Consider the following 21,687-nt stretch of genomic DNA (forward strand, 5'->3'; position numbering starts at 1 on the left):
CATCATTCTGCGGCTTGCCCCTTTGCGCCAATATCGTTGGCAACACTATCGTTGGCAGCGTCGCTCGGAATGTCCTCGAGCAGGAACCCGCCCGACTGGCGCTGCCAGAGCTGTGCGTAGAGCCCACCCCTGGCGACGAGTTCCTCGTGCGAACCTTCCTCGATGACACGGCCCTGGTCCATCACAACGAGCCTGTCCATGGCGGCGATGGTCGACAACCGGTGCGCGATGGCGATGACGGTCTTGCCTTGCATGAGCTTGTAGAGATTCTCCTGGATGGCTGCTTCAGCTTCGGAATCGAGCGCCGACGTCGCCTCGTCAAGGATAAGTATCGGGGCGTCCTTCAACATAACGCGAGCGATGGCGATGCGTTGCCGCTGGCCGCCCGACAATTTGACGCCACGGTCGCCGACATGGGCGTCGAATCCCTTGCGGCCATTGTGGTCCGAAAGCGCGCCGATGAAGTCCAGCGCCTCGGCCCGCCGCGATGCCTCCACAAGCATCTCGTCGGTGGCGTCGGGCCGGCCATAGAGGATGTTGTCGCGCACCGAGCGATGCAGCAGCGAGGTGTCCTGCGTGACCATGCCGATATGGGCACGCAGCGAATCCTGCTTCACACCGGCGATCTCCTGGCCGTCGATCAGGATGCGACCGGCTTCGAGGTCGTAGAAACGCAGCAGAAGATTGACCAGCGTCGACTTGCCGGCGCCCGAGCGGCCGACAATGCCGACCTTCTCGCCCGGCTTCACGGCCAGCGACAGATTTTCGATGACGCCTTTCTGCTTGCCATAGTGGAAGCGGATGTCCTCGAAACGGATCTCGCCTTTGGAAACCGTGATCTCCTTCGCATCCGGCCTGTCCTCGACCAGGCGCGGCAGCGAGATCGAGGCGATGCCGTCCTGCACCGTGCCGATGTTCTCGAACAGACCCGACATTTCCCACATGATCCATTGCGACATGCCCCACATTCTGAGCACCAGGCCAATGACCACGGCGACCGCGCCGATCGTTACCGCCTGGTCAAGCCACAGCCACAGCGAGATGGCGGTAACCGAGAACAGGAGAAGCGCGTTCAGGATGTAAAGCGAGCCGAAAAGCACCGTCACCAGCCGCATCGACCGATAGACCGTGTCGAGGAAGCCCATCATGCCTTCCCTGGCGAAGGCGGCCTCGCGGCGCGAATGGCTGAACAGCTTGACCGTCTGGATGTTGGTATAGCTGTCGACGACGCGGCCGGTCATGGTCGAGCGCGCATTGGCCTGTTCCTCGCCGACCTTGCCCAGCCGCGGGATGAAGAAGCGCAGCAACAGGATGTAGCCCACCAGCCAGACAGCCAGCGGGGCGGCCAGCCGCCAGTCGGCCGAACCGACGATGAACAGCATGCCGAGGAAATAGACGATAACGTAGTTCAGGACGTCGATCACCTTGATGACGCATTCGCGCACGGCGAGTGCCGTCTGCATCAACTTGGTGGCGATGCGGCCGGCGAATTCGTCCTGGTAGAAGCTCATCGATTGTTTGAGCAGGTAGCGATGCACCTGCCAGCGGATACGCATGGGATAGTTGCCCATCAGCGTCTGCTGGTTGAGCAGCGAATGCAGCCACACCGTGCCCGGAAGCGCGAACAGCACGATGAAGGCCATGCCGGCGAGCTTCCAGGCCTCTGTCTGCAGGAAGGTTTCGCGGTTCTGCCCCGACAGCCAGTCGACGATGCGGCCGAGGAAGCCGAACATCCACACTTCGGCGATGGCGATCGCCGTCACCAGCACCGCATCGGTCAGGATATAAGGCCATGCGCCGCGCGTATAATGCAGGCAGAAGGCGACCAGCGTCTTGGGCGGCTCGACCGGTTCCGCCGCGGGGAACGGATCGAGCCTTCTTTCAAACCAGCTAAACAACAACATAGGTCATGCCTGTGGATCTGTTTTCCGCTTAGGCGGCCTGGCGACGTACGAAGTCCCCGGACCGCATGGCGCCAGGGACCGACGGTCCGGAATCATCCGGACCGTCGGCCCTGCTTCGCGCAATATAGGGACTCGCGGGCTTTTCGCCGACAGCATCGTTCGATGATGCCGCCGGCGTGGTGTCGACAATCCGGATCTTCGCGCCGGGCCGGATCAGCCGGATGATGCGGCGCACCAGCGACGGCCGGCTCGGATCGGGAACCGCGCGCGAGAAATCGACATCCGGCAGCATGCCGCGATGCGGGCGGCGGCGGACTTCGGCATGAACCGCCGACGAATAGGTGTCGCCGATCAGCAGCGCCCAGGTCGGCAGCCGGTGGATATGCAGGCTCCTCGAGCCCGGTATTCTGTAGGGATCGAACATCGGTCCGTCCTCCGTGTGAAAATAGAGATGAAAAGGCGAAGCAACGTCGTCCGCCGGCATTCGGCCGGAGGCGCGGATTGCATCGGTCCGGACACGATGCCGAGCATCGGTCTGGACACGACTGGACAAGTCAGTCCGGACGTCTTCAGGTGGGGCGTTCAACCCTTTTGACTTTTTGAAAAACATCGCAGGATTCCTTCGAGAGCCGAAAAAACGTTTCGGCGGGAATCGGTGCGATCAAGTCTTAGAGAGTCAGGAGAATTGTCGTACCGAAACCGCCAGCAGGCAGGTAAGCCCACGGGAGGGGCGCTGGATGTGCATGGTCATCATGAAATACCCCTCCATCGGTTCGGGTTGACAATGGTGCTGACATACCCAACTTCGCAGAAAATGGCCACCCGCAGGTCCAGGAATTTCCAAAACCGCCAGCCCGCTGTGGCCGATCTGCCACTTATTAGAAGGATGCGGAAATGAACTGTCGTCTCCGCATCGCGCTCTACCAGCCTGACATTGCCGGCAATACCGGCACAATCCTGCGCTTCGCCGCTTGCCTTGGACTTGGCGTCGACATCATCGAACCGGCCGGCTTTCCGCTCTCCGACAAGGCGCTCAAGCGCGCCGGCATGGACTACCTCGAAATGGCTGCCCTGACCCGGCATGTCGACTGGCAGGCCTTCGAGGAATGGCGCAAGGCCGGCGCGCGCCGGCTGGTGCTTCTGTCGACCAAGGCCACCACCGCCTATACGCGCTTCGACTTCGCCAGTGGCGACATATTGCTGTTCGGCCGCGAATCCGCGGGCGTGCCGGATCAAGTCCACCAGGCGGCGGATGCGCGGCTGACCATCCCCATGCAAGGCACCGCGCGCAGCATCAACGTCGCGCTTTCCGTCGCCATGGTGGCTGGCGAAGCCGTCCGGCAGCTCGGATAGGATCCGCCGCCCATCGACGGCACCGCCCTTGCCGTCGCCGATGACAGCGGTTTCTCCAGTCATTCTCACCCAGGCGCACATCGCCTTCTCCTTATTTGCCCAATCGACATGTCTTCGCTACAAGCTCAACTTAACTTGAGGTCAAGCGGAAAGTGGGACATGGCACCTGTAACGGAATTGACGGTCGGCCAGGTGGCCAGGCGCAGCGGTGTCGCGGTGTCGGCGCTGCATTTCTATGAAGCGCGCGGGCTGATCCGCAGCCACCGCATGTCAGGCAACCAGCGCCGCTACGCCCGCGACGTGCTGCGGCGCGTGGCCATCATCAAGGTCGCGCAGGAGGTCGGCATCTCGCTGGCTGAAATCAGTGCCGCACTTGAATCTTTACCTGAAGGCCGCACGCCGACACGTGAAGATTGGAATCTGCTTTCAACGGCTTGGCGCGATACCCTCGACCTGAAAATCAGCCAGCTAAAGAAGCTGCGCGACGGGCTGACCGACTGCATCGGCTGCGGCTGCATGTCTATCGACAAATGCCCGCTCAGGAACAAGGGCGACCGGCTGGCAAGGGAAGGCACCGGCGCGAGGCGGCTGTTGGTGGGGTCCTAATCCGCCGCCGGCAGCCGCCTGATGGTGAACTCGATCAGATCGCCCGGGCGCTCGAACCAGCTTTCGATCTCGGTCCAGTAGGCCTGTTTGGGGAAGCGCTCGAACCATTCTTTCGCCTTGAGGCGGGCATCGGAGCGCGGCAGGACGAAGGTCTCGCGCAGGAAACCGTCACGCGGCATGCGCGCGCGTTCGGCCCGGCTTTGGTCGAGCCGTTTCTTCAGGCCATCCAGCGGCGGTCTTGCCGGGGTGCGCACGAAAGAACTCCTTGCACCGCAGCGCGTGCCCCCGAAACCGGAACCGCGTTTCGGAAGGGTCATGCGCGAAAACCAAGTCTTGCGGCATCCCTTGCGCGTCCAAAGGACGCGCGGTGCCGCAATGACACTTGACCGTGTTCCCTAAGAGATTAGGGATCGCGCCCGGAAAAGACGAGTCTTTTGTGGACTCACCGCCCGCAACCGGAGACGGCACTTGGAACGACCCGAAATACCGGCTGGCCTGCCCGCCGACATCGAAGAGAAGAAGATGAAGGCACGCCTGTGGTTCGAGGCGCTGCGCGAACGCATCTGCGCCGCCTTCGAGCAGATCGAGCAGGATCTTCAGGGCCCGCTGGCTTCGTGGGCGCCGGGCCGTTTCGAAAAGACGCCTTGGGAACGCGACGCGGGCAAGGGTGGCGGCGGCACCATGTCGATGATGCACGGCCGCGTCTTCGAGAAGGTCGGCGTCCACACTTCGACGGTCCATGGCGAGTTCTCGCCCGAACTCAGGAAGCAGATGCCCGGCGCCGAGGAAGACCCGCGCTTCTGGGCCTCCGGCATCTCACTCATCGCGCACCCCTGGAATCCCAACGTGCCAGCCGTGCACATGAACACGCGCATGGTGGTCACCTCGAGCCAATGGTTCGGCGGCGGCGCCGACCTGACGCCGGTGCTCGACCGCCGCCGCACCCAGGACGATCCCGACACGGCAGCCTTTCACCGCGCCATGCAGTTCGCTTGCGAGAAGAACGCCGGCGTTGCCGACTACCCGAAGTTCAAGACCTGGTGCGACGAGTATTTCTTCCTGCCGCACCGCAATGAGCCGCGCGGCACTGGCGGCATCTTCTTCGACTGGCTGCATTCAGCGCAGGACAAGGGCGGCTGGAATGCCGACTTCAACTTCGTCCAGGATATCGGACGCTCCTTCCTGGTCGTCTACAGCCACCTCGTGCGCGCCAACTTCAACGAGAACTGGACCGACGGCGACCGCGACGAACAACTCATTCGCCGTGGCCGCTATGTCGAATTCAACCTGCTTTACGATCGCGGCACCATTTTTGGCCTGAAGACCGGCGGCAATGTCGTATCGATCCTGTCCAGCCTGCCGCCGGAGGTCCGCTGGCCATAACAAAATGGTGAACGGCATGTAAGCCGCATTGCTGTCCCATTCCCGCGAAATGGGCGCGGAATGTGGCGCCTGGCGCTGCGGAAGATTTCTTTTTCGTCTAATAGGCGCTTGAAAAGACTGGCCTATCTGTCGGGCCGGGTCGGGAAGCGCCGGCGGCTCGCCTGAGCGCGATTCCAGGAAGAGCGGAAATGGTTTTCCGTTCGGAATTGCGTAAAACCGGGCCGCGACCCGACGCGACCGGAGCAGCGCTGCTCCGCCTTTTAGCCATTGACCGCAACCAACATCACCCCATCTGTGTTATGCTCACCCGCTCGATGATCCGAAGGTGCAACTCGGACGGGCCACGAGCCAAGAAAGGTACCGGAGCCTTGACCGGGTTCCATGGAGGAAAGGGAGAAATCCGATGAAGGAATTTCACTGCGGGTCGCTCGTTCCCGGCTGTGACTGGCACACCCGTGCCAACGAGGAAGCCGAAGTGATGCGCCGTGCCGTCGAACACATGCGCGAGACACATGGTGAGACGATCATCCGCGAGACGATGATCGAGGCGATCCGTTCGCGTATCCAGAAGGCTCGCGACGCGGCGTAGGTCTTGGCGCTTGGGTTCATGGCAAGAGATAAGCGTCGGCGCTCCAGATTGGCTGTAAAGCAGATAGAACAGCGTTGGGCCACGGCGTCCGCGATGGGCGTTCGACGCGATCACGAACGTTATGCCGCCAGACCTCGCAGGGCCAAAAAATTACATTCGCCTTAACTTAAGTAAACCCGGCGGTAACCGATCCGTGCCATTGTCGCACCGATAATCCGGCTACAGCGGGCTGCAAGAGGAGCCCGTCGCCATCAGGCACTGGCCCGGAATCGGTAGGCGAGGTGTTTCGCGCATGCGCGAAAAGTCCGGCAATCGAGAGAGTTTCCGCTCGGCGGCGCTCCTCCTGTGCGCGCTCCTTGAGGCGTCCCCGGCTATTGCCCAGGAAATGACGACATCGTTGGTCGACATCCATCAGGGCTCGCCACTCAGCGATCGCGCGAGGGGCCTGGGCAATGGCGGTTACGAACTGCAGAACGGAAACCGGGTATCGTTCAACCAATGGTACCGCGCAAGCTGGGTCGACATGCACGTGGACCTGCTGACCCAGGTCACCGAGGATACCGGCATCCTTTGGGGCTTTGGAACCGGAGAAGAGGGCGAGAAGTATCGGATCCAGCCCAGCCTGAAGCTTGGCTTCCTCACCCAGATGCATCCGAGTCCGAACAGTACGCTTTCCCTGTCGCTCACCACGACCTTCGGCGGCAAGCTCACCGAAAAGTCCTGCGAAGCCGATTATGGCGACTTCGGTACCTACAGCGTCAATTGCCGCCTCGCTGCCAGCCAGATGGCACCTGAGGAAACGCTGAAATATCTGGTTAACGCTAAACCGGAGAGCCAGCACCTCTGGCTGAACTACCGTGTTAGTTTCTGATCGCCGAGGCCTTGGATCGAGAAAACCATCTCGCCCCGAAGTTCGCGATCGCCCGTCCCAGTTTCTTGTTTGACCGGAGTTGGAACATGTCAGGTAATCACTTGAAATTCGGTATCGCCCTCGCTTTCGCCATGCTGTCGGCGCCGATCGCGTCGGCACAGGAGGCTCCCGATGCGGACGAAATGGCCGCGCTGTGCCATGGCGGCCTAACCATATGCGTGAGCGCAACAATCCCGGCCGCGCGTACGCAAGCTGCCACACCAGGATGGATGAGCCCCGACGTCGGCGCCGCATGGGCGGCAGGCTACAAGGGGCAGGGCGTCACCATCACCATCGTCGACGACTTCAGCAGTTCGTCGCGCTTCTCCGGTAACTTCGGCGTCGGGGTTCAAAACCAGCGGCACGGTGAATGGACCCGCGAGGAAGCCGGCATGATCGCGCCCTGGGCGAGCATCAGATCTAAAGACTTCTCCACAGGTTCGGCGGTCTCACTAGCGCCCGGCCGTAACGTGCTCAACCTCAGCTACGGGATGTACACGACCGCGGGCTACAGCGTGAACCAGATCGGGTGGGCACCGGAAGAGGCGTCGATCATCTCCTATGCCAGCAGTGGATCGGCCATCATCTCGAAGGCGGCCGGCAACGACTCCGTCGCGGTCGGGGGTGTCACGAACGGCCAGCAGGACTATCTCAATCTCGCCCTGATCGGCAAGCAAACAGCAATCTTCGTCGGCGCGCTGTCGACGAATGGCACGACAACCAACAAGGCGCAGCTTGCCTGGTACTCGGACTACGCCGGCTCCAATCCGCTCGTGCAAAGCCACTTCCTTGTGGTTGGTGTCGATGGGAGCAAGACAGGCCTTTATGGCACCTCCTTCGCCGCGCCGATCATTTCAGGATATGCTGCGATAATAGGCAGCAAGTTCACCAATGCCACGCCGACCCAGATCACCAACGATCTGCTCAATACGGCTCGGACCGACACCCTGGTCAACTATAGGGCTTCCCTCTATGGCAAAGGCGAAGCGAGCCTGTCACGCGCCCTGGCTCCCGTGGCAATCAGGTAGATGGGGGATGCAGGTCTCCCAAAGTGGCCTTGGGAGAACGGCATGCATCGAGACAAGACCTGATCCAAAGCGCGGCGCGTGATCCGTTTCCACGCGACGCGCTTCAGGTTTCGAGTGCCTTTGCGGCGCGGTCAAGCAGCTCGCCGCGATCAAGCGCAAACCCCGCCTCGATCCATTCCGCCTCAAGGTTCTTGAGGATTTCGCCGAGCTTCGGCCCCGGCGTTGCGCCGAGCGCGGTCAGATCGGCGCCCTTCAGCGGAAACAGTGGTTTTTCCCATTTGAGCGCGAAGGCAAGTAGGCGCGAAAAACCGCCAGCTTCGAGCAGCGCGTCATTGTCCTCGGCGGCGCGCATCCGCACCGATGCAAGCGCCAGCCGCAGGCGATCGACAAACCCCTGCCGGTCGCCACGGTAGAGCCTTTTCGCCAGTTCGCCCTCGGTCGTCCTCGACGCGACGGCGGTGGCCACCGCCCAGTGGCGCAAACGGTCTGCTTCGCCGGTCGACAACCTGAGGCGCTCGGCGAGCGTCTTCATTCGCGTGGCGTCCGGCGGCACGATCGCCTCCAGCCGCAGCATCGGATCTGTCGCCCAGCCCAGATCCTTTTCGGCCTTGGTCAGTCCGTGGATCGCATCGATGCCCCATTTCTCGCTTTCCGGCAGTGCGGCGGTCAAGACGCTCGCCTGGCGCATCCAGAGCAGCGCCCGCGAGGGATCAGGCGCCGACAACAGCTTCTTCAGTTCGGACCAGATGCGTTCGGCCGAAAGTTGCGCCAACCCGTCCTTCAGCCGGGCGCAGGCCTTCAGCCCCTCGGCGTCCGGCCGGCCTTCGCCATACCAGGCGAAGAAGCGGAAGAAGCGCAGGATGCGCAGATAGTCCTCGCGGATGCGCGCCTCCGGGTCGCCGATGAAGCGCAGCCGGCGCGCCTCGATGTCGGCGACGCCGCCGACAAGGTCGACAACCGTCCCGTCAGCCTCGGCGTAGAGCGCGTTGATGGTGAAATCGCGCCGCTCGGCATCGAGCCTCCAGTCGCGGCCGAACGATACCCTGGCGCGACGGCCATCGGTTTCGATATCGGCGCGCAAAGTGGTGATTTCATAGGGCTTGCCGCCGGCGATCACCGTGATCGTGCCATGCTCGATGCCGGTCGGGACCGTCTTGAAGCCTTCCGCCTCGGCGCGGCGGACGGTTTCCTGCGGCAGGCAGGTGGTGGCGATGTCGATATCGGCGACCGCCTGGCCCATCAGCGTGTTGCGCACGGCGCCGCCGGCGACACGCGCCTCCTCACCGCCCTCGGCGAGCACGCCAAGCAGGCGCTGCAGATGCTTGTCGCCGAGCCAGTCGGCCCTGCCTGCAATCGATACACTCACGCATAGAGCCTTTCATAGAGCGTACGGATGATGCCGGCGGTGACGCCCCAGATGCGCCTGTCGCCATAGGGCATGTCGTAGAAGAACCATTCGAGATCGTTCCACATGCGGCTGTCGCGTTTGTGGTTCACCGGGTCCATCAGGAAACGCAACGGCACTTCGAAAGCGGCATCGACCTCGTCGGCGTTCAAGGTCAGCTCGAAGCCGGGTCGCACGATGCCCAGCACCGGCGCGATGCGGTAGCCGCTGCCGGCGACATAATCGGGCATGCGGCCGAGGATCTCGATGCGATCGCAGCCGAGGCCGATCTCCTCGAAGGTCTCGCGCAGCGCCGTTGCTTCCGGGCTGGCGTCGGTCGGGTCGATGGTGCCGCCGGGAAAGGCCACCTGCCCTGAATGGCTGCGCAGCTTCTCGGCCCGTTTGGTCAACAGAACCGTCGCCTCGCCGACATGATCGACCACCGGGATCAGCACCGCGGCATCGCGCAGCGCCTTGTTCTGGCTGAGGCGCGGGTGGCCGGGATTGAAGCGGTGATCGCCATAGTCGTCGTCGGCATGCGCTTGCGGCTGCGCGGCGAAGCGCGTGCGAAAATCCGCCGATGAAAACGGCGCCGGTGCCATCTGGTCCATCACGCGCTCAGCTGTTTCAATTGGTCGGCCGGCATGATCGCGAATACCGCTCCCTTGGAGCGCACGGCGAACATCGTCCTGCCGTCGATCTCGATCTCCTCGCCATGGCTGACCAGCTCGTACATGACAGGCCGCGCGACCAGCGCCTCGAGCCTGCCGCGCACCAGCACATAGGGCTTCAGGCCTCCGGTCTCGTCCTCGTCGACGAAACGCAGCGGCCGCTCCGGTCCGGCCTCGACCACGTCGCCGACATTGGTCCGGAAGGTGATGATCTGTTCCTCGCCGCGGCCCGAAACATCCATCTCGACGGCGATGAAGGGCGCATCGGCAACGCGGATGCCGACCTTTTCCACCGGCGTGACCAGATAGGTCCTGCCGTCGGCATCCTTGCGCAGCACCGAGGAAAAAAGCTGGACCAGCGGCATGCGGCCGATCGGCGTTCCCAGATAGAACCAGGTACCGTCAGCCTTGATCTCCATATCGAGATCACCGCAAAAGTCGGGATTCCAGCGCTCGACCGGCGCCGCGCCCTTATCGGCGCGCGCCGCACGCGCGATCAGCGCCTCGAGGCCCCGCGCCTCGGTGGCACCGGTAAGGCTTTGTTCGCGATGTGGCGAGTGTTCCGTCATGGTCACGAAATAGTCACTGTTGTTCCGCTTGTCAGCCTAAGTCTGTGATTTAAATTCGAACATAGGCGCTACGCGAGGCCGAATCGCGGCACCTATGGTATGGTGCGGGCCGGTATTTCCAACCAAAGGGATCGATGCGGCATGAGCGTGATGGTCAAGGAAAGCCCGATCAGCGAAAAGGACATGGTCGCCGAGGCCGAGAAGGCGCTCGCCGACATTTCCAGGATTCGCGACGGGGTCGGCCGGGTGATCTTCGGTCAGGAGAACGTCGTCGAGCGTACGCTGGTGGCGCTGCTGGCCGGCGGCCATGCGCTTCTGGTCGGCGTGCCGGGCCTTGCCAAGACCAAGCTGGTCGAGACGCTGGGCGTCGTGCTCGGCCTCGATTCGCGCCGCATCCAGTTCACGCCCGACCTGATGCCGTCCGATATCCTCGGCTCCGAGGTCATGGAGCAGGACGAGACCGGCAAGCGATCCTTCCGCTTCATCTCCGGGCCGATCTTTGCCCAGCTTCTGATGGCCGATGAGATCAACCGCGCCTCGCCGCGCACCCAGTCGGCGCTGCTGCAGGCGATGCAGGAGTACCACGTCACCATTGCCGGCATCCGCCATGATCTGCCCTTGCCCTTCCATGTGCTGGCGACGCAGAACCCGCTGGAACAGGAAGGCACTTATCCGCTGCCCGAAGCCCAGCTCGACCGCTTCCTCATGCAAGTCGACATTCTCTATCCTGAAATCGAGGCCGAGCGCCGCATCCTGCTGGAAACCACCGGCGTCGAGGACGCCAAGGCGGCCAATGTATTGCAGCCCGCCCGGCTGAAGGAGATCCAGACGCTGATCCGCCGCATGCCGGTGCCCGAAAGCGTTGTCGAGGCGATCCTCACCCTTGTGCGCTCGGCACGTCCGGGCCAGGGCAATGCCGAGACCGACAAGCATGTCGCTTGGGGGCCGGGACCGCGCGCCAGCCAGGCGCTGATGCTGTGCACGCGCGCCCGCGCGCTCTACGACGGGCGGCTGGCGCCTTCGGTTGACGATGTGCGTTCGCTGGCGGAGCCGGTGCTGCAGCACCGCATGGCGCTGACCTTCGCCGCCCGCGCCGAGGGCACCAGCGTGCGCGACGTGGTGGCGAAGCTGGTCAAGGGTATCTAATGGCGCGCATCGGCGAGGTCCAGGCTCCGGCAGCGACGCGCGACGCGCTCGCCCGCGGCCGGTTGCGGGCTTCGCTTGTGCCGGACCTGCTGGTCGAGGCGCGCCGCATCGTCAACACCGTGATCGCCGGCTGGCATGGCCGCCGCAAACGCGGCATCGGCGAGAATTTCTGGCAGTTCCGGCCTTATGTCGAGGGTGACGCCTCGCGCATCGACTGGCGCCGCTCGGCCCGCGACGACCACACCTACGTGCGCGACCGCGAATGGGAAGCCGCCCATACGGTCTGGCTGTGGGCCGATCCCTCGCCCTCCATGCTCTACAAGTCGACGGGCGCCAGCGTCTCCAAGCAATCGCGCGCGCTGGTACTGGCGCTGGCCATGGCGGAACTGTTGTCGCGCAGCGGCGAACGCATCGCCTGGCCTGGCCTGACCGATCCGTTCACCGCGCGCAACGGCGCCGAGCGCATCGCCGCCCAGTTGATGCATGCCGGCGACTTGCCGGCAAAACCCGACCTGTCCGACATCAGGCGCTTCTGCGACATCATCATCGTCAGCGATTTCCTCGATCCCGTCGAGGAAACCATGGCCTGGCTCGACGTCCTCGCCCGCCACGGCGTGCGCGCGCATCTGATCGAGGTCGCTGATCCGGCCGAGGAAACCTTCCCCTATGCCGGCCGCACGGAGTTCACCGATCCCGAGACCGGCGACAAGCTGACCGCAGGACGCGCCGAGATGCTGGGCGATGAATACCGCCTGCTCTACACCGCCCGCCGCCAGGAGCTGGCCGGCTGGTGCAAGCGGCTCGGCTGGAGCTTCACCGTCAACCACACCGACCGGCTGGCTTCCGACGCCTTGGTGCGCCTGCACATGGCAATGACCGCCGACGGCTCTTATGCCGGGCTGACCGGCAGTCAGCCTGGGCCGACCTCTAGTCGTGCCGGGCTGACCGGCAGTCAGCCTGGGCTGACCTCTGGTCGTGCCGCGCCGACCTCCGGTCAGCCTGGAAAGGCCGTGGCATGAGCTGGCTGCCGCTCTCCTTTGGCTTTCCCATGGTGCTGTGGGGCCTGCTGGCGCTGCCGGTGATCTGGTGGCTGCTCAGGCTGACGCCGCCCAAGCCGCAGGCCGAAATCTTTCCGCCGCTGAATATCCTGGCGCGCGTGCTGAAGCGCGAGGAGACGCCGCAGCGGAGCCCCTGGTGGTTGACGCTGCTCAGGCTCCTTATGGCCGCCCTTGTCGTGGCGGCATTGGCCGAACCGGTCTTCAATCCGCGCGAGAAATTGCCGGCCGAGGGTGCCGCGCTTGCGCTGGTCGTCGACAATGACTGGGCCAGTGCCGCCGACTGGAGCAAGCGCGTCGCCACCGCCGAACGGCTGATCGCCGATGCCGGCTCAAACGGCGTGCCGGTCATCCTCGCCTTCACCGCCGAAAAGCCCAACGCGGAGATCGGCCCCTTCGATGCCGCCGCCGCGCTGAACCGGCTGCGTGCCGCCAAGCCTCGGCCGATCCCGACCGACCGGCCTGCTGTCTATGCCCGCGTCGCCGGCGTGCTGGAGACCTTGCCCGGCGCCAGCGTCGCCGTGCTCGCCGACGGCCTGGCGGCAAAGGGCGACGAGGCCGCCTTCAACACGCTCTTGTCGAAAAATGCCGCCCGCGTCGTCTGGGCCACCGCGGACCGGCTTTCCTTGACCGGCCTGACCGCGGCCGACAATCAGGTCGACGGCTTTGCCCTGACCGCCATCCGCGCGCCGGGCGATCCGGCGCCGGCGCAGGTCACCGCCGGCGCTTTCGACGACAAGGGGCGTCGCATCGCCGATGCGACGCTGACCTTCGCGCCCGGCGAAGCCACCGCCACGGGCACCATGACGGTACCGTTCGAGCTGCGCAACGACTTCGCCTCGATCGCGCTCGACGGCGAGCGCCACGCCGGTGCGGTGCGCGTGCTGGATGAAAGCTCCAAGCGCCGCCGCGTCGGGCTGCTGTCGCAAGCCGAAGCCGACCAAGCGCAGCCCCTCCTGTCGCCGCTCTACTACATCAGGCGCGCGCTGCAGCCTTTCGCCGATCTGGTCGAACCCTCCAGCGCCGATCTCGCCGACGCCATCCCGCAGATCCTCGACCAGAAGCCGGCGATGATCGTCATGGCCGATATCGGCACCATTCCGGCGCAGGTCCGCCAAAGGCTGGTCGACTGGGTCGACAATGGCGGCACGCTGGTGCGGTTCGCGGGCTCGCGGCTGGCCGCCGCCGGCAATGACGACGACCTGCTGCCGGTTCGCCTGCGCACCGGCGAGCGCTCGCTTGGCGGCGCACTGTCATGGACGTCGCCGCAGCCGGTCACCGAATTTCCCAAGGCCGGCCCCTTCGCCGACCTGGCGCCGCCCACCGAGGTCACGGTGAGCAGGCAGGTGCTGGCCGAGCCGACACCCGACATCGTCGAGCGCACCTGGGCGGCCCTTGCCGACGGCACGCCGCTGGTCACCGGCTTGAAGAAGGGCAAGGGCACGGTGGTGCTGTTCCACGTCACGCCCGAGGCGACCTGGTCGAACCTGCCGATCTCCGGCAGCTTCGTCGAGATGCTGCGCCGCATCGTGCAGCTGTCGCGCAACCAGGGTGCGGCGATCGCCAATGCCGAAGCCGCCGCCACGTCGCTGGCGCCCTACCGCATGATCGCGGCCGATGGCTCGCTGGTGCCGCCGACACCCGATGCACGTCCACTGGTGCCAGGCGCCGGCGCGCTGCCGGTGACTTTCGAGAATCCGCCTGGACTCTATGGCTCGGAGACCGGCGTCTTCGCTCACAACCTGCTTGATGCCGCGAGCACGTTCGAGCCGCTGGCGCGCCCGCAAATCACCGTGCCGGTCACCACGATCCAGTATGCCTTCGATGAATCGCGCAACCTGAAGGGGGGGCTGGTCGCGGCAGCCCTGGTGCTGATGCTGCTCGACACGCTGGCGGTGTTGTGGATGGGCGGCCTGTTTTCGCGCCGGCCGCGCCGTGCCGGCGCGGCCACAACCACCGCGGCGATCCTGATTGCGCTTGGCGCGCTGTTCGGCCATGCCGATCTCGTCCGCGCCGACGATGCCAAGCCGGGCGACGAGGCCGCGATCGCGGCGATCTCGAAGACCCGCATCGCCTATGTGCTGACCGGCGTGCCGGGCGACGATTCGATCAGCCGCGCTGGGCTCGAGGGCCTGACCCGCTTCCTGATCGAGAAGACCGCCCTGGAACCGGGCGCGCCAGCCGGCGTCGACATATCGAGGGACGAACTGTCCTTCTATCCCTTGATCTACTGGCCGATAAATCCGGCGGCGCCCATGCCGAGCCAGGCCGCGATCGCCCGCATCGATGCCTATATGCAGCAGGGCGGTACGGTGCTGTTCGACACCCGCGACCAGTTCGCCAACGGCATCGGCGCCGATTCCACCAGCCCGGCGACGGAACGGCTGCGCGACATCCTCGGCAACCTCAACGTGCCGCCGCTGGAGCCGGTGCCCTCGGATCACGTGCTGACCAAATCCTTCTTCATCCTGCCGGAATTTCCCGGCCGTTTCGCTGGCAGCCCGCTCTGGGTCGAGGCATCGCTTGACGCCAGCAATGCCGACAACCGGCCGGTGCGCACTGGCGACGGCGTTTCGCCGATCATGATCACCGCCAATGATTTCGCCGGCGCCTGGGCGGTCGACGAGAATGGCGACCCTCTGCTGCCGACCGTGCCGGCCGACCCGATGCAGCGCATGTATGCGTTGCGCGCCGGGGTCAATATCATGATGTACATGCTGACCGGAAACTATAAATCCGACCAGGTGCATGTGCCGATACTGCTCGAACGGCTGGGGCAGTAGGATGAGGTTCTTTGTTACGCTCCCCACGCGGATCGGCCCCTCCCCACAAAGGGAGGATAAGGCATGAACTGGTCGATCTCCTTCGAACCGCTGATCTCCTGGCCGCTTTGGGCCCTGGTGCTTGTGCCGCTGGCGCTGCTTGCGCTTGTCGGCCTGTGGTTTCGCCAGCGCGGCGCGGTCCTTCGCTTCGTCGCTCTGCTGGCGCTCGCCGCCGCCCTCTTCAATCCGGTATTCCTCAACGAGGAGCGTGACCCTCTGAAGAGCGTGGTTGCCCTCATCGTCGACCGCAGCCAGAGCCAGGATATTGGCGACCGCACCAAGCAGGCCGATGAGGCGCTCGCCGGGCTGCAACAGCGTCTTGGCCGCTTCAAGCAGTTCGACGTCCGCGTCGTCGAGGCCGGCAAGTCCGACGCCGCCGAGGAGCGCACCGAAACCCGGCTGTTCAGCGCGCTGGAAGGCGCCTTCCGCGACGTGCCGCCCTCGCGTGTCGGCGGCGCCATCATGATCACCGATGGTGAGGTGCACGACGCGCCTCCGGGCGCGCCCGACTTCAGCGCTCCGCTGCATGCGCTGATCACCGGCAACGAGCACGAGAAAGACCGCCGCATCCGCTTCGAGAACGCGCCGCGCTTCGGCCTCGTCGGCAAGCCGCTCGACATGACCTACCGCGTCATCTCGACGGAGAACGAGAGCGGCCCTGTCGATGTGCGTGTCTCGGTCAATGGCGAACAGGTTGCGGTCGAGCACGCCACCGTTGGCCAGGCGATGCCGCTGCAGGTGACCATTCCGGGCGCCGGCCGCAACATCATCGAACTCGCCATCGATCGCGAACCGGGCGAATTGACCGATACCAACAACCGCGCCATCGCGCTGGTCGACGGCATCCGCGAGAATTTGCGCGTGCTGCTCGTCTCCGGCGAGCCGCACGCGGGCGAGCGCACCTGGCGCAACCTGTTGAAATCCGACGCCTCGGTCGATCTCGTCCATTTCACCATTCTGCGGCCCCCCGAGAAGCAGGATGGCACGCCGATCAACGAATTGTCGCTGATCGCCTTCCCGACCCGCGAGCTGTTCGTCGAGAAGATCAAGGATTTCGACCTCATCATCTTCGACCGCTACCAGCACCGCGACGTGCTGCCGATCCTCTATTACGACTACATCTCGGAATATGTCGAAAAGGGCGGCGCGCTGCTGATCGCCGCCGGCCCCGAATATGCCGGAGAAAGTTCGATCGCGCGTACGCCGCTGATGTCGGCGCTGCCCGCCATGCCGACCGGCGAGGTGGTCGAAAAGGCCTTCTATCCACGCCTGACCGATCTCGGCCAGCGTCATCCGGTGACGCGCGGCCTCGACGGTTCGGCCACAGAACCGCCGCACTGGAGCCGCTGGTTCCGCACCATCGGGGTGCAGAACCCGCAAGGCGAAGTGGTGATGAAGGGGGCCGACAACCGGCCGCTGCTCCTGCTCGACCGCAAGGGTGAAGGCCGTGTCGGCATGCTCCTGTCCGATCAGGGCTGGCTGTGGGCGCGCGGCTTCGAGGGCGGCGGCCCGCATGTCCAGCTCTACCGGCGCATCGCCCACTGGCTGATGAAGGAACCCGAGCTCGAGGAGGAGCGGTTGACCGCCGAGGGACGCGGCATGGTGCTGGAGATCCGCCGCCAGACGATGGCCGACGAACCCGGCCCGGCACAGATCATCACCCCCTCCGGCAAGACCTTGGCCGTCAAGCTCGAGAAATCCGAGCCCGGCGTCTTCCTCGGCAGCGTCCAGACCAGCGAGATCGGCCTCATCCAGGTCGCCAATGGCGATCTCACCGCGCTGGCCCATGTCGGACCGGTCAACGCGCCGGAATTCGCCGATGTCGTCTCCACCGAGGACCGGCTGAAGGCGCCGGCGGAAGCCACCGGCGGCAGCGTGCGCCGGCTGACCCCGTCCGCGGCCACTGGCAGCGACGTGAGCCTGCCTTCCATCGTGCCTGTGCGCTCGGCCGGTGCTGCCTCCGGCAACGACTGGATCGGCCTGCGCACCACCGATGACAGCGTCCTGAAGGCCGTCTCGCGCGTGCCGCTGTTCGGCGGCTTCCTCGGCCTCGGCCTGTTGCTTCTGGCGATGGGCTCGATGTGGTACCGCGAGGGACGATGAGCTTCCCTTCTCCCTGAGGGGCAGCGCCGGCGCTGGTCGTCATGGTGTCCCACAAATTGTCGGCGCTGTTTTGCTCCCGGCCCTCTACGGCATGCGGCGTCTGCCGGGGGTCCCGTTGCCTCCGGCAACTCCCCAGCGTTCGCTCGCTTTTCATCGTGTCACTGGCACGATGAATTCGCCTGCGGCGAACCGGCGGCTCTACTCCTCCGGCTCAGTCGTGAACAGCAGCGGATAGCCCTTGGCCTTGCCGGCGTCGGTGGCTCGCGTCGCCTTGGTTTCGGCGACATCCTTGGTGAAGACCGCGACGACGCAGACGCCGCGCCGGTGCGCGGTGATCATGATCCGGTGCGCCTGGTCTTCGCTGAGCTTGAACTCGCCCTTCAGCACCGTCACCACGAATTCGCGCGGGGTGAAATCGTCATTGATAAGGATGACCTTGTAGAGCTTCGGCCGCTCGGTCTGCGGCTTGACCTTGGTTCGCGGTTTTGTGGTGATTTCTGGCATCGGAACCGGCAGTTTCCCGATCGGGCTTCGCCTCGCATTTTGCCACGCGCGGCAGCGATCGTCCATTTTGGATTGGCATGCAGACCGTCGGCGGGCCGGCCCGGTCATTCACCATCATGTGGGAAATTGTCGGTCGCGGTTCAACGGCCCTGACGGCCGAAGACGCGGCGATTTGCGTCGGCATCCGCCCGGTGTTCCATCCATGCCGCGATCGGCCACGCGACAACGCAGATCAGCGTTACGCTGGTGAGCAGGATCAGCAGCCAGGTCTGTGCCGGCGTGATGTAGTCCCACTTGCTGGAAATGGCTGGCGCAAACAGCGAAGGCTCGGTGCGCCCGCTCGCCGGATCCGGCACCGGGCTGGCGGTGAGCAGGATCAGCACCCTGGCAATGCCGGTGGCAACCAGGCCGCCGAACACTATCGAGCGCAAAATGGACGAAAGCCGCTTCTTCATGCGGGCTGTCCTACAGGGCCGGCGTTGCAAACGGGTTAAGGCAGGTCGAAGCGCGTGACCGGAAGCCACCGGTGTTCAGTTTCCGATCAAGCGCATGGCAGAAGGCCGCCCCAGCCGGTTTGCGGCTGGGGCGGCCTTGATGGAGAGGTGTCCTGGGGCGGATTAGGCCTTCTTCGGAGCAGCCTTCTTCGGAGCGGCCTTCTTGGCGGATTTCTTGACCGGGCACTTATGCTTCTTGGTCACCTTGCAGGCCTTCGCGGCCTTCTTCATCGGAGCAGCCTTCGCGGCCGGAGCGGTGGCGGCAGGCGCAGTGGTGGTCGTGGTGGCAGCCGGAGCAGTGGTCGTGGTCGTGGTGGCGGCGGCGTTGCCGAGAGCCGGCATCGAGAAGGCGAGAGCAACGGCGAGGCCGAGGGCGGACAGGAGGGACTTTTTCATGGCTTCGTTTCCTTTTTCTTGCGGGTCGAGTTTGAGCGTCACTGAACTGGGTCGTTCGGTGTCACTCCAAGCAGCTTCAAAGCGTTGGCGAGCATCCGGATGCCCTGCGCCTGTTTCTTGGCGGCGCAGTACCGGTTGCCCTTTCTCTGAAGTGCCTTTGCCGCGGTGACCTGCGTTGCCGTGGCATGGGTTTCGAGTGCTTCATCAAATTGGTGGCTGAGATTGGCGCACCGTTCAGTCCGGGTGAGCGGCGCCTTTGCATCGGATTGTCCAACAGCGGTGGTCACCAGGCCAAGACCCAGCAACGCACCCAACAGACTGATCGACAACCTTGGCATCGGTTTATCCGCGAACCCGGAGACTATCGTCGCAGCCAATGACCTGACCGCCACGGCACCGTTATGCCGCCCTACCTTTTCAGGAGTTTTTCCGGATTGTAGAATTTTGTTTCTGGATTGTTTCTGGCTCGCTGGCGGGAAGCCGCCAAATGCCCTCTATGCTGGAAAGCCGAATTCCTTCCACCTTGAAATGCAAGGCACTGGCCAACATATGGCCCGAATTCTATCGTGTGGCTCATCGACCAAGAATCGCTTTGCCGGCAACCGAGACGGGGCACCTGTGAAATCCGACGCACACATACTGATCGTCGACGACGACAAGGGCATCCGCGACCTGCTGCAGGAGTTCTTCCAGAAGCGGGGCTTGCACACTTCGGTTGCCGCCGATGGCACCGAAATGGAAACCATCCTGCGCCGTGCGCAGGTGGACCTCATCGTGCTCGACGTCATGTTGCCCGGCAAGAGCGGGCTGGAATTGTGCCGCGAACTGCGCGCCCAGTATTCGACGCCCATCATCATGCTGACCGCCGTCACCGAGACGACCGACCGGGTGGTCGGGCTGGAGATGGGCGCCGACGACTATGTGCCCAAACCCTTCGACCCGCGCGAGCTGCTGGCGCGCATCCGCGCCGTGCTGCGGCGCAACGGCGCCGCCGAGCCGAAGCGCGCCACCCCCAAGCAGATCTACCGCTTCGCCGGCTGGACGATGGACTGTTCGCGGCGCCGGCTGACCGCGCCCGACGATGTCAGGGTCGAGCTGACCATGGCCGAGTTCAACCTGCTGCAGACTTTCGTCAGGAGCGCGCAGCGCGTGCTGACCCGCGATCAGCTCATCGAGCTCTCCGGCGGCGATAGCGACTATTCCTTCGACCGCAGCGTCGACATCCTGGTCAGCCGGCTGCGGCGCAAGATGGAAGATGATCCCAAGACGCCCAAACTGATCCTCACCGTGCGCAGCGGCGGCTACCAGTTCCTGCCCGAGACGACCTCCGAATGAGACGTTTCCTGCCGCAGACCTTGCCTGTCTGGGTGCTGCTGATCGTCATTGCCGGCCTTTTGATCAGCCAGGTGGCAACGCTCTATATCGTGGCGCACGACCGCGCCGCCGCGAACGACGTGGTTGACCTCTACCGCCTCAACGACCGCGCCTATTCGCTGGTGCAGTTGATGAGCAGCGCCACGCCCGAGGAGCGCAAGGCGACCGCCGCGGGCCTGTTCAACTCGACCTATGCGCTCACCGTGTCGGACACCCCCGCCGTCACCTCCTCGATCGCCGGCGACGATGAACTGGCGGAACTGGAAGACATCCTCGTCGGCCGGCTGTCGAAGTTCGGCGTCACCGACGCGCGCGTGCGGCGCGATCCGGCGACGCGAGAGGCAGATGACGCCGGCGGCATGGTGTCCGGCCCCGATATCGGCCAGGTGGAACGCGACCTTTTGGTCCTGGCCGCCGACTTTGCCCAGAGCGACAAGCTGACCGCCTCGCTGCGCTTCGCCGACGGCCAGTGGCTGAACTTCACCGAGCCCATCACGCCCGTCGGCCCGATCCTGAGCGTCGACAGCCTGCCGCTCTATTCGCTGATCGCCGGCCTGGTGGTGATCATGTCGATCTGGTCGCTGCGCCGGCTGACGGCGCCCTACCGGATGATGGAAACCGCCGTGAACCGGATCGGCAAGGACCTGAAGAGCCCGCCGATCGCCGAGTCGGGCAGCCGCGAGGTCCAAGCCGCCGCCAGGGCAATCAACGCCATGCAGGCCAGGCTGCGCGAATATGTCGAGGACCGCGAACATCTTGCCGCCGCACTCGCGCATGACCTGCGCACGCCGATGACGCGCATGCGGCTGCGCCTGGAACTGTTGCGCAAATCGGCGGTTCGCGAGGCGCTGGCGCATGATCTCGCCGATGTCGAGAGCATCGCCAGTTCCGTGATCGACTTCGCCACCTTCGAGGTGACCGAGGAAAAGAGCGAACGCATCGACTTCTGGTCGCTGGTGGAATCGATCGCCGACGCCTACCCGGACGTCTCGTTCGACAATGACGGCACCCGTACGCGCGGATTGATCTGCGTGGCGCGGCCGGTCGCGCTCAGGCGCTGCGTCACAAATCTGGTGCAGAACGCCGTCACCTACGGCAAGAAGGCGCATCTGAGCCTCCACCGCTCGGAGAGCACGATCACGCTCGCCATTCGCGACGAAGGGCCTGGCATACCGCAGGCCCAGATCGATGCCGTGTTCGGCTCCTTCGTGCGGCTGGAACAATCCCGCAACCGCCAGACCGGCGGTCTTGGTCTCGGCCTCACCATCGCGCGCAACATCGCGCGTGCCGCCGGGGGCGAGATCCGCCTGTCCAATCATCCGGACGGTGGACTGCTGACGGAGCTACGCCTGCCGGTGGCGACCTGAATTAAACTATCTTCTGGCGACGCAATTCC

22 protein-coding genes are annotated in these 21,687 nt (G+C 64.5%); 12 read left to right on the forward strand and 10 right to left on the reverse strand.

All coding sequences use genetic code 11. The features are described 5' to 3' along the window. Positions 1–2: 2 nt before the first annotated feature. Complete coding sequence (locus FJ930_RS15165) at positions 3–1,904, reverse strand: ABC transporter ATP-binding protein (protein WP_141838695.1); 1,902 nt, start codon at positions 1,902–1,904, stop codon at positions 3–5. Positions 1,905–1,932: 28 nt separating this feature from the next. After that, positions 1,933–2,328, reverse strand: coding sequence for a hypothetical protein (locus tag FJ930_RS15170; protein ID WP_141838697.1), 396 nt, complete (start codon positions 2,326–2,328; stop codon positions 1,933–1,935). 470 nt (positions 2,329–2,798) lie between these two features. Between FJ930_RS15170 and FJ930_RS15175 the strand changes: the two genes are divergently transcribed. Next, positions 2,799–3,257: a tRNA (cytidine(34)-2'-O)-methyltransferase gene (locus FJ930_RS15175; protein WP_141838699.1), complete on the forward strand. Its 459-nt coding sequence runs from the start codon at positions 2,799–2,801 to the stop codon at positions 3,255–3,257. A 159-nt stretch (positions 3,258–3,416) separates the two neighbouring features. Next, positions 3,417–3,863 carry a redox-sensitive transcriptional activator SoxR gene (gene soxR / locus FJ930_RS15180; protein ID WP_141838701.1) on the forward strand — a complete coding sequence of 149 codons (447 nt, stop codon included), beginning with the start codon at positions 3,417–3,419 and terminating at the stop codon, positions 3,861–3,863. Here soxR and FJ930_RS15185 read toward each other — a convergent pair. Then, entirely contained in the window at positions 3,860–4,117 is a 258-nt protein-coding gene (locus FJ930_RS15185) for a hypothetical protein (RefSeq protein ID WP_023770299.1), read from the reverse strand. The two genes, soxR and FJ930_RS15185, sit on opposite strands and share 4 nt — an antisense overlap. Before the next feature lie 214 nt (positions 4,118–4,331). On the opposite strand from FJ930_RS15185, the gene hemF reads away from it, so the two are divergent. The 4 genes from hemF (at position 4,332) to FJ930_RS15205 (ending at position 7,773) form a co-directional block, all read left to right on the forward strand. Beyond that, a complete protein-coding gene (gene hemF / locus FJ930_RS15190) occupies positions 4,332–5,246 on the forward strand; it encodes an oxygen-dependent coproporphyrinogen oxidase (protein WP_141838703.1) in 915 nt (304 codons plus the stop codon). 403 nt (positions 5,247–5,649) lie between these two features. Next, positions 5,650–5,835 (forward strand): DUF1059 domain-containing protein, encoded by a 186-nt coding sequence (locus FJ930_RS15195; RefSeq protein WP_140745500.1) that lies wholly within the window; start codon positions 5,650–5,652, stop codon positions 5,833–5,835. Between the two features lie 292 nt (positions 5,836–6,127). After that, positions 6,128–6,706, forward strand: coding sequence for a hypothetical protein (locus FJ930_RS15200; protein WP_141838705.1), 579 nt, complete (start codon positions 6,128–6,130; stop codon positions 6,704–6,706). 86 nt (positions 6,707–6,792) lie between these two features. Next, positions 6,793–7,773: a S8 family serine peptidase gene (locus FJ930_RS15205; protein WP_141838707.1), complete on the forward strand. Its 981-nt coding sequence runs from the start codon at positions 6,793–6,795 to the stop codon at positions 7,771–7,773. Between the two features lie 103 nt (positions 7,774–7,876). Here FJ930_RS15205 and FJ930_RS15210 read toward each other — a convergent pair whose 3' ends face one another. The 3 genes from FJ930_RS15210 to FJ930_RS15220 are packed head-to-tail and all read right to left on the reverse strand — an operon-like array spanning position 7,877 to position 10,397. Then, positions 7,877–9,139: a CCA tRNA nucleotidyltransferase gene (locus FJ930_RS15210; RefSeq protein ID WP_141838709.1), complete on the reverse strand. Its 1,263-nt coding sequence runs from the start codon at positions 9,137–9,139 to the stop codon at positions 7,877–7,879. Further along, positions 9,136–9,768 carry a CoA pyrophosphatase gene (locus FJ930_RS15215; protein ID WP_141838711.1) on the reverse strand — a complete coding sequence of 211 codons (633 nt, stop codon included), beginning with the start codon at positions 9,766–9,768 and terminating at the stop codon, positions 9,136–9,138. Before FJ930_RS15215 ends, FJ930_RS15210 begins: the two co-directional genes overlap by 4 nt. Continuing rightward, positions 9,768–10,397 (reverse strand): DUF1285 domain-containing protein, encoded by a 630-nt coding sequence (locus FJ930_RS15220; RefSeq protein ID WP_140745542.1) that lies wholly within the window; start codon positions 10,395–10,397, stop codon positions 9,768–9,770. The genes FJ930_RS15215 and FJ930_RS15220 overlap by 1 nt, the downstream gene beginning before the upstream one ends. A 141-nt stretch (positions 10,398–10,538) precedes the next feature. On the opposite strand from FJ930_RS15220, the gene FJ930_RS15225 reads away from it, so the two are divergent. From FJ930_RS15225 to FJ930_RS15240, 4 genes are all read left to right on the forward strand, one after another. Then, positions 10,539–11,543 (forward strand): MoxR family ATPase, encoded by a 1,005-nt coding sequence (locus FJ930_RS15225; protein WP_141838713.1) that lies wholly within the window; start codon positions 10,539–10,541, stop codon positions 11,541–11,543. Next, positions 11,543–12,562, forward strand: coding sequence for a DUF58 domain-containing protein (locus FJ930_RS15230; RefSeq protein WP_246676921.1), 1,020 nt, complete (start codon positions 11,543–11,545; stop codon positions 12,560–12,562). Before FJ930_RS15225 ends, FJ930_RS15230 begins: the two co-directional genes overlap by 1 nt. Beyond that, on the forward strand, positions 12,559–15,381 hold the full coding sequence (locus tag FJ930_RS15235) for a DUF4159 domain-containing protein (protein ID WP_141838715.1): 2,823 nt from the start codon (positions 12,559–12,561) through the stop codon (positions 15,379–15,381). The genes FJ930_RS15230 and FJ930_RS15235 overlap by 4 nt, the downstream gene beginning before the upstream one ends. 63 nt (positions 15,382–15,444) lie before the next feature. Continuing rightward, on the forward strand, positions 15,445–17,523 hold the full coding sequence (locus FJ930_RS15240; RefSeq protein WP_141838717.1) for a hypothetical protein: 2,079 nt from the start codon (positions 15,445–15,447) through the stop codon (positions 17,521–17,523). A 198-nt stretch (positions 17,524–17,721) separates the two neighbouring features. On the opposite strand, the gene clpS is transcribed toward FJ930_RS15240, so the two are convergent. The 4 genes from clpS to FJ930_RS15260 all read right to left on the reverse strand — a co-directional run bounded on the left by clpS (position 17,722) and on the right by FJ930_RS15260 (position 19,255). After that, on the reverse strand, positions 17,722–18,027 hold the full coding sequence (clpS, locus tag FJ930_RS15245; protein WP_010911143.1) for an ATP-dependent Clp protease adapter ClpS: 306 nt from the start codon (positions 18,025–18,027) through the stop codon (positions 17,722–17,724). A 140-nt stretch (positions 18,028–18,167) separates the two neighbouring features. Further along, the gene (locus tag FJ930_RS15250; protein ID WP_140745519.1) at positions 18,168–18,482 is read right to left on the reverse strand and encodes a hypothetical protein; all 315 of its coding nucleotides are present in this window, start codon (positions 18,480–18,482) and stop codon (positions 18,168–18,170) included. A gap of 162 nt (positions 18,483–18,644) precedes the next feature. Next, entirely contained in the window at positions 18,645–18,917 is a 273-nt protein-coding gene (locus FJ930_RS15255) for a hypothetical protein (protein ID WP_140610748.1), read from the reverse strand. Positions 18,918–18,955: 38 nt separating this feature from the next. Next, positions 18,956–19,255, reverse strand: coding sequence for a hypothetical protein (locus FJ930_RS15260; protein ID WP_140610749.1), 300 nt, complete (start codon positions 19,253–19,255; stop codon positions 18,956–18,958). A gap of 280 nt (positions 19,256–19,535) precedes the next feature. Between FJ930_RS15260 and FJ930_RS15265 the strand changes: the two genes are divergently transcribed. Both FJ930_RS15265 and FJ930_RS15270 read left to right on the forward strand, forming a co-directional pair. Continuing rightward, positions 19,536–20,252, forward strand: coding sequence for a response regulator transcription factor (locus FJ930_RS15265; protein WP_140610750.1), 717 nt, complete (start codon positions 19,536–19,538; stop codon positions 20,250–20,252). Then, on the forward strand, positions 20,249–21,658 hold the full coding sequence (locus FJ930_RS15270; protein WP_141838719.1) for an ATP-binding protein: 1,410 nt from the start codon (positions 20,249–20,251) through the stop codon (positions 21,656–21,658). The genes FJ930_RS15265 and FJ930_RS15270 overlap by 4 nt, the downstream gene beginning before the upstream one ends. Positions 21,659–21,687 lie beyond the last annotated feature (29 nt).

The sequence above is a fragment of the Mesorhizobium sp. B2-4-15 genome, from assembly GCF_006658505.1.
In the GTDB taxonomy this organism is placed as follows: Bacteria; Pseudomonadota; Alphaproteobacteria; order Rhizobiales; family Rhizobiaceae; genus Mesorhizobium.

Bases quoted from the DNA above. Each gene is read 5' to 3' on its own strand.
- FJ930_RS15250 (WP_140745519.1), bottom strand. From the start codon at position 18,482: ATGAAGAAGCGGCTTTCGTCCATTTTGCGCTCGATAGTGTTCGGCGGC.
- soxR (WP_141838701.1), top strand. From the start codon at position 3,417: ATGGCACCTGTAACGGAATTGACGGTCGGCCAGGTGGCCAGGCGCAGC.
- FJ930_RS15240 (WP_141838717.1), top strand. From the start codon at position 15,445: ATGAACTGGTCGATCTCCTTCGAACCGCTGATCTCCTGGCCGCTTTGG.
- FJ930_RS15235 (WP_141838715.1), top strand. From the start codon at position 12,559: ATGAGCTGGCTGCCGCTCTCCTTTGGCTTTCCCATGGTGCTGTGGGGC.
- FJ930_RS15195 (WP_140745500.1), top strand. From the start codon at position 5,650: ATGAAGGAATTTCACTGCGGGTCGCTCGTTCCCGGCTGTGACTGGCAC.
- FJ930_RS15270 (WP_141838719.1), top strand. From the start codon at position 20,249: ATGAGACGTTTCCTGCCGCAGACCTTGCCTGTCTGGGTGCTGCTGATC.
- FJ930_RS15260 (WP_140610749.1), bottom strand. From the start codon at position 19,255: ATGCCAAGGTTGTCGATCAGTCTGTTGGGTGCGTTGCTGGGTCTTGGC.
- FJ930_RS15255 (WP_140610748.1), bottom strand. From the start codon at position 18,917: ATGAAAAAGTCCCTCCTGTCCGCCCTCGGCCTCGCCGTTGCTCTCGCC.
- FJ930_RS15215 (WP_141838711.1), bottom strand. From the start codon at position 9,768: ATGGACCAGATGGCACCGGCGCCGTTTTCATCGGCGGATTTTCGCACG.
- FJ930_RS15230 (WP_246676921.1), top strand. From the start codon at position 11,543: ATGGCGCGCATCGGCGAGGTCCAGGCTCCGGCAGCGACGCGCGACGCG.
- clpS (WP_010911143.1), bottom strand. From the start codon at position 18,027: ATGCCAGAAATCACCACAAAACCGCGAACCAAGGTCAAGCCGCAGACC.
- FJ930_RS15205 (WP_141838707.1), top strand. From the start codon at position 6,793: ATGTCAGGTAATCACTTGAAATTCGGTATCGCCCTCGCTTTCGCCATG.
- FJ930_RS15175 (WP_141838699.1), top strand. From the start codon at position 2,799: ATGAACTGTCGTCTCCGCATCGCGCTCTACCAGCCTGACATTGCCGGC.
- FJ930_RS15220 (WP_140745542.1), bottom strand. From the start codon at position 10,397: ATGACGGAACACTCGCCACATCGCGAACAAAGCCTTACCGGTGCCACC.
- FJ930_RS15170 (WP_141838697.1), bottom strand. From the start codon at position 2,328: ATGTTCGATCCCTACAGAATACCGGGCTCGAGGAGCCTGCATATCCAC.
- FJ930_RS15225 (WP_141838713.1), top strand. From the start codon at position 10,539: ATGAGCGTGATGGTCAAGGAAAGCCCGATCAGCGAAAAGGACATGGTC.
- FJ930_RS15165 (WP_141838695.1), bottom strand. From the start codon at position 1,904: ATGTTGTTGTTTAGCTGGTTTGAAAGAAGGCTCGATCCGTTCCCCGCG.
- FJ930_RS15200 (WP_141838705.1), top strand. From the start codon at position 6,128: ATGCGCGAAAAGTCCGGCAATCGAGAGAGTTTCCGCTCGGCGGCGCTC.